Below are 6,000 nucleotides of genomic sequence, written 5' to 3' on the forward strand. Positions count from 1 at the left end.
TGGGTATTGATTTGGATATTACTGAATCAGGCTGAAGACACCATGTTCCGCAGCGACCTGTTGTGAACAGAACAGCTCCTTGATCTTGGCAATCAGGGGTCGCATCTCTGCCGTCTGGACTGAGCAGTAGACCTTGTTGTGTACGCGTCTCGACTGGATGACTCCAGCATTCCGGAGCACCTCCAGATGCTGGGATATGTTGCTCTGAGTGCTGCCGGCATACTCCAGTATTTCGTTGACAATCTTCTCCTGATCACCAAGGAAACAGAGAATCTTCAGTCGTGTAGGGTGGCTTATTGCCTGCAGTGCAGACGAGATCTGCTGGATCTCACCCTTATCAGATGGCAAATCAAGATTATCTTCCATTTCTCCTCCTCGAAAACAAAACAGCTTAATAGCTATTTAGAGTTATCTAATTATACGGTAATATTTTTCTGTTATCAAATCGTTATGCAGCACTTGATGTTGTATTTCTCTTCAATGTAACGCGCAAGCACTCTCTGTTGATCCTTGTCTAGCTGGACGCAGAGAAGAATAAGCTGGGCAAGTTCATTATCATCTGCATGAAAGAAGGCAACCGGCACCCTGAGGACGGCAGACAGTTTTGCAATTGTCTGGTCACTGGGGCGATGACGGTTGTTTTCGTATTGGTTTACGCGTGGGCTGGCAGTTGCCGGATCAATCCCTATCTCCAGCCCCAGCTGTTTCTGTGACAATCCCAATTGTTGCCTTGCCTGTTTCAGGCGTTCACCGAATACTATCTTCTGGCTTCCCATGCCTTGCAAGGCCTCCTTCCCTTATAGAATGTAGGCACTTTATGTTGAATGGCAAGCAAAAACAATTAAGTAAAACTTAATGTCATGGCCTGTTTATGGATCTCTATGTTGGGGGGTGGCCCTGGATTTGTGAGATGGTATGGCGGTCAGGGTATTATTTGACTAGACTGTTTAACATGTCTCAAATTTGTTGGATGAAGTGAAAAAAAAAGGGAGCTGTCTGTGAAAAAATTTATCTCATTAGTGTTGTTGGTCTTTTCAGCGGGGGCATTTGCGAATCCTGTAGCTGACTTGGAGGGAAAACATGGATACGATAGAAGAGCAGCCATTACCAGAATGTCTGATACAGATTGGGGTGGACAGCGATTCTCGATAGAAAAAGGTATTGAGCTTCTGCAGGGTTTGACAGGTACAGACAGATACTATGCTGCTAAATCATTGCTGGGATCGAATCGCTACAAAAGAAATATGTTGCCTGGCAATATGTCTGTGCGGCAGATGAATGCTGTTCTGGATGGTGTTGGTGAGCAGCGCGGCGATCTTATTGCCCATCTTGCTGACTTTGAGATACCCGCAGGAAATTTTGGAGTGGCAGAGATCCAGTCATTAATTGGTGATGTGGCCGGTGATGATTATGAGCGCTCAATGAAAGCCCTTATGGGATCTAATCAGATGCACAGAAATTATGCCATCTCCTCTCTTGGTGTAGATCAGGTTGATGCTCTTCTGTCCAGAGACACGAATCGTGCGGGGATGATTCGTTACATGGCGGACTACGCAATTCTTGAGGGAAATTTTACAGTTGATGGTGCAGAAAAGATGATGCGTACCCAGAGCGGCATGGATCGTCATGACTCTGTCAAGGCGCTGTTGGGGTCCAACCAGCAGAAACGTAATTACCTCAATATACCTCTCAGCTTTGTAGATGCACAACGTCTGCTCGACGGTACTGCATTGAGATCTGAGCTGATCAATTACTTTTCTGACCGTGGGGTTTTTGCGGACAGGCTGACAGCAGATGAAGCAGCCAGATTGCTGGAGAACATCAAACATACTGATCGTTTTGAGACGTTGAAGACCCTGCTTGGATTCAATCAGCAACAGAGGGACTATCTGCGGTCACCCCTCAGTGTGAATGATGTGTATACACTGCTTGCCGGCACAGCATATCGTGACGAGATGATCGGATTAATGGCAGATCGTGGTGTAATCGTCGACGGTATCTCAGTGGCTGATGCAGTTATGATGATGGAGCAAATCACGCGTGCCGATCGGTATGATGCAGTTAGTTCTCTGCTGGGAAATAATAAACAGAAGAGAAGCTATATAACTTTGCCGATTACAGCTGCCGGTGCCATTCAGCTAATGGAAGGCGGCGCATATCGGGATGAGTTGATAGGTTTTATGGTTGATCATGGCCTTATTGAAAATAGACTGAGTGCCGATGACACAGTAGCGCTACTAGAAGATCTTGTTGGTATGGACAGGTACGACGCTCTTCTCGCACTGATGGGAGAGAACGGGCAGACAAGAAATTATCTCGATATGCCAATGGGTCCATCCTCAATGGTATCGCTATTCGAGAGGACGGCTAACAGAAAGGAGCTGATAGCATTGATTGCTGATCAGGGAATGGTTGATGGCACCATAAATGCTGCAGAGGCAGAACACCTTCTGGGGAGGCTTTATGGAGAGGAGCGTGAGCAGGCGCTGAAGATTCTGCAGGGTGATAACAGACTCAAGAGGATATACCTCTCCAATTAGAGGCGCATGTTGTGAAGATTGAGAAAGGTCTGCAGTGGGTGTTATTGCTATGGATCTTTGGATTATCTCCGCTCTATGCGGATGATTATTCTGATCCGATTCTGGCAAAGGTCTATCAAAGTGAGGATTTGACCGGTTGGTGGGTAAGTGAGAAGCTGGATGGAGTGCGCGCTATCTGGAATGGCAAAATTCTTCTTTTTCGTAGTGGACGTCCTATTAGTGCCCCGAACTGGTTTACAGAGTCATTTCCAGAATACTCTATGGATGGAGAGCTCTGGATGGGGAGGGGCACTTTTGACAGGCTTTCCGGGACGGTGCGAAGAGATGTGCCTGTGGATGATGAGTGGAGGAGAATACGCTACATGCTGTTTGAGCTCCCGGATCAGCCAGGTACATTTACAGAAAGAGTGGAGAGAATGGAACAACTTGTGCGCTCTTTGAAGATACCCTGGTTGCAGGTAGTTTCGCAGGAACGTGTGGGGAATGACGCTCTGTTGATGCAGCAGCTGGAGCAGATAGTGCAGCAGGGAGGGGAGGGTTTGATGTTGCATCGGGCAGATTCACACTATCATGGAGGTCGTAGCAGCGACCTGTTAAAGCTGAAATCATGGCAGGATGCTGAGGCCGCAGTGGTTGAGATTCTGCCTGGTAAAGGGAAGTATGACGGCATGATGGGATCTCTGCTGGTGGAGAGCGAGAATGGGAGACGTTTTCGTATCGGCAGTGGCTTTAAGCTGCAAGAGAGGAAAAATCCGCCATCCGTGGGAACCGTGATTACTTACAAATATACTGGCCTAACCCCAAACGGGTTGCCGCGTTTTGCCAGTTTTTTACGTATTCACCATACGTTTTGATGTAATAATTGTCATCAGGTTACAACGCCAAGCCACCCAGCTGCTAGAGTGGATAATAGTGAATTAGAAAAATGATTGTTCTAGGAATTGAAAGCTCCTGTGATGAGACGGGTGTTGCGATCTATGAAACAGATATCGGTCTGCGAGGAGATCTGCTCTACAGTCAGGCCGAGATGCATGCACAGTATGGAGGGGTGGTTCCGGAGCTGGCCTCACGTGACCATATTCAACGGGTAATCCCACTGATTGATCAGTTGCTCAATGAGGCAGACATCACTTCAGAGCAGGTGGGCGGTGTCGCCTATACTGCCGGCCCCGGCCTGATGGGTGCCTTGATGGTTGGAGCATGCGTAGGTAGAAGTCTCGCATACTCATGGGGGGTTCACGCGGTCGAGGTGCACCACATGGAGGGGCATCTGTTGGCACCACTGCTGGAAGATAAGAGGCCAGAATTCCCATTTATTGCACTCCTGGTTTCCGGTGGTCACACCCAGTTGATTCGGGTAGATGGAGTTGGTCGGTACCAGTTGTTGGGGGAGTCGGTAGATGATGCTGCTGGCGAGGCCTTTGACAAGACAGCCAAGCTGTTGGGCCTGAGGTATCCGGGAGGCCCAGCCCTCTCAAAATTGGCTGAGGAGGGCAATCCTGAACGCTTTACTTTTCCGCGACCAATGGTAGATCGTCCCGGACTGGACTTCAGTTTTAGCGGACTCAAGACTTATGCTCGCAACACACTACAAAATGGTTCTGAAGAGCCAACAATCGGTGCTGATGTGGCGCGCGCATTTGAGGATGCAGTTGCAGATACATTGGCAATCAAGTGCAGACGAGCCCTAAGAGAGAGTGGTCTGAATCGGTTGGTAGTGGCAGGTGGCGTTAGTGCAAACCAGAGAGTTCGTCTGCGACTCTCAGAGATTGCAGAGAAAGAGGGGGGGGAAGCATTTTTTCCTCGCCTGAATTTCTGTACCGATAATGGCGCCATGATCGCTTTTGCCGGAGCATTGCGTCTGCAGGCCGGGGAGCATAGCTCGCTTGCTATCGAGACTAGGGCACGTTGGCCGCTGTCGGAATTGACCGCAGTCAGCTAGATTTTTTTGCCCCAATCCGGTCTTCTCTGCCTGAGATGAGGTTCTGTATATTGCTGCGGTGTCGCCAGTACAGAAGAGCAGTAACAGTAGCCATGGTGGCTGTGAGGATTTCGCTATTGGGCTCTGGAAACAGATGCCAGACATAGAGAGGTGCCAGCAGTATGGCAGTTAGTGCCGACAGTGATGAGTAGCGGAAGAGTGCGGCCATCAGCACCCAGGTGGTGACAGTAGCTAGTCCAATGCTCCAGTGCAGCCCAATCAGAGCTCCCAGTGCGGTGGCGACCCCCTTTCCCCCTTTGAACCCAAAGAAGATGGGGTATAGGTGACCCATAAATGCAGCCAGCAGAGTGAGAGAGAGCGTGATCTCGTCTACCCCCAGCTGGACAGCAATAGCCACCGGCATAAGCCCCTTCAGCATATCGCCACCCAGGGTAAGAAGGGCGGCTTTCTTCCCTCCAAGACGGAGTACATTGGTCGCTCCCGGATTTTTGGAGCCTTCTGATCGGGGGTCGGGCAGTCCAAGTAGACGACAGACCAGTATTGCGGCGGATAGTGAGCCGATCAGGTATGAGGCTGCAACAAGTGCTATATCAGTCAGTTCATTCATAATGAGGGAATTATGGGATAATCTGAACAGGGTTACAAACATAGTAGAGGAAGAGAGGTCAGGGCCATGGATATCGTCTATATCAAGGATCTACAGATTAAAACGGTGATTGGAATATATGACTGGGAGCGTGAGATAAAGCAGACAGTCAGTATCGACCTGGAGATGGGAACAGATATTTGCAAGGCTGCAGAGAGCGACACCATAGAACACACACTTGATTACAAGTCTGTATCCAAAAGAATCATCAGTTTTGTGGAGGAGAGCAGCTTTCAGCTGGTGGAGACAATGGCAGAGAGAATTGCCGCGATTGTGCGCTCGGAGTTCACTGTGTCATGGGTTCGTCTTCGGGTCAGTAAGCCTGGTGCAGTAACAGGATCCAGGGATGTGGGAGTTATAATTGAGCGCGGCGAGAAGATCTGATGCCGCGAATTTATCTCAGTATTGGCAGCAATATTGACCGTGAGCAGAGCGTATCGAGGGCGGTTGAGCAGTTGAGAGAGGATTTTGGAGGGCTGACAGTATCAACAGTCTATGAGAGTGAGGCTGTGGGTTTTGATGGTGATGCCTTCTACAATCTGGTGGTCGGCTTTGACTCAGAGATGGGGCTAAACGAGATTCAGCAACAGCTACGAACAATTGAGACAGAGAATGGAAGAGAGCGTGGTGCAGAGAAATTCAATCCGCGCACCCTGGATCTGGATCTGCTTCTCTACGGAGATCTGGATCTACAGGACCGGGGGGTAGATATTCCACGTGCAGAGATATTCCGTTATGCGTTTGTGCTAAGACCGCTGTCCGAGATTGCGGGCAATGAGCGTCATCCACAGACTGGAGAACAGTACAGCACCATATGGGATGGGTTCGATCACTCCAGCCAGCCTCTTTGGCCCGCACCGCTACAGTTTTAA

The 6,000-nt window shown here is 49.3% G+C and carries 8 protein-coding genes; 5 read left to right on the forward strand and 3 right to left on the reverse strand.

What is annotated here, in order from left to right:
- Positions 1-18: 18 nt before the first annotated feature.
- Together H8D24_03540 and H8D24_03545 are read right to left on the reverse strand one after the other, a co-directional pair.
- A complete protein-coding gene (locus H8D24_03540) occupies positions 19-366 on the reverse strand; it encodes a winged helix-turn-helix transcriptional regulator (protein MBC8519466.1) in 348 nt (115 codons plus the stop codon).
- Between the two features lie 74 nt (positions 367-440).
- Positions 441-776 (reverse strand): helix-turn-helix domain-containing protein, encoded by a 336-nt coding sequence (locus H8D24_03545; GenBank protein ID MBC8519467.1) that lies wholly within the window; start codon positions 774-776, stop codon positions 441-443.
- A gap of 222 nt (positions 777-998) precedes the next feature.
- On the opposite strand from H8D24_03545, the gene H8D24_03550 reads away from it, so the two are divergent.
- From H8D24_03550 to tsaD, 3 genes are all read left to right on the forward strand, one after another.
- Positions 999-2,540, forward strand: a complete 1,542-nt coding sequence (locus H8D24_03550) for a hypothetical protein (protein ID MBC8519468.1) — start codon at positions 999-1,001, stop codon at positions 2,538-2,540.
- Positions 2,541-2,569: 29 nt separating this feature from the next.
- Positions 2,570-3,394, forward strand: a complete 825-nt coding sequence (locus H8D24_03555) for a DNA ligase (protein ID MBC8519469.1) — start codon at positions 2,570-2,572, stop codon at positions 3,392-3,394.
- A gap of 71 nt (positions 3,395-3,465) precedes the next feature.
- Positions 3,466-4,482 carry a tRNA (adenosine(37)-N6)-threonylcarbamoyltransferase complex transferase subunit TsaD gene (gene tsaD, locus H8D24_03560; protein ID MBC8519470.1) on the forward strand — a complete coding sequence of 339 codons (1,017 nt, stop codon included), beginning with the start codon at positions 3,466-3,468 and terminating at the stop codon, positions 4,480-4,482.
- On the opposite strand, the gene plsY is transcribed toward tsaD, so the two are convergent.
- A complete protein-coding gene (gene plsY / locus H8D24_03565; protein ID MBC8519471.1) occupies positions 4,475-5,089 on the reverse strand; it encodes a glycerol-3-phosphate 1-O-acyltransferase PlsY in 615 nt (204 codons plus the stop codon). The genes tsaD and plsY overlap by 8 nt on opposite strands.
- A 66-nt stretch (positions 5,090-5,155) precedes the next feature.
- On the opposite strand from plsY, the gene folB reads away from it, so the two are divergent.
- Both folB and folK read left to right on the forward strand, forming a co-directional pair.
- Positions 5,156-5,512: a dihydroneopterin aldolase gene (gene folB / locus H8D24_03570; protein ID MBC8519472.1), complete on the forward strand. Its 357-nt coding sequence runs from the start codon at positions 5,156-5,158 to the stop codon at positions 5,510-5,512.
- The gene (folK, locus tag H8D24_03575; protein MBC8519473.1) at positions 5,512-6,000 is read left to right on the forward strand and encodes a 2-amino-4-hydroxy-6-hydroxymethyldihydropteridine diphosphokinase; all 489 of its coding nucleotides are present in this window, start codon (positions 5,512-5,514) and stop codon (positions 5,998-6,000) included. The genes folB and folK overlap by 1 nt, the downstream gene beginning before the upstream one ends.

It is taken from the genome of Candidatus Thiopontia autotrophica (assembly GCA_014384675.1).
Lineage (GTDB): Bacteria > Pseudomonadota > Gammaproteobacteria.

What these genes read in the sequence shown, in the direction of transcription:
- folB (MBC8519472.1), top strand. Translation starts at nt 5,156, where the DNA reads ATGGATATCGTCTATATCAAGGATCTACAGATTAAAACGGTGATTGGA.
- H8D24_03540 (MBC8519466.1), bottom strand. Translation starts at nt 366, where the DNA reads ATGGAAGATAATCTTGATTTGCCATCTGATAAGGGTGAGATCCAGCAG.
- H8D24_03545 (MBC8519467.1), bottom strand. Translation starts at nt 776, where the DNA reads ATGGGAAGCCAGAAGATAGTATTCGGTGAACGCCTGAAACAGGCAAGG.
- plsY (MBC8519471.1), bottom strand. Translation starts at nt 5,089, where the DNA reads ATGAATGAACTGACTGATATAGCACTTGTTGCAGCCTCATACCTGATC.
- tsaD (MBC8519470.1), top strand. Translation starts at nt 3,466, where the DNA reads ATGATTGTTCTAGGAATTGAAAGCTCCTGTGATGAGACGGGTGTTGCG.
- folK (MBC8519473.1), top strand. Translation starts at nt 5,512, where the DNA reads ATGCCGCGAATTTATCTCAGTATTGGCAGCAATATTGACCGTGAGCAG.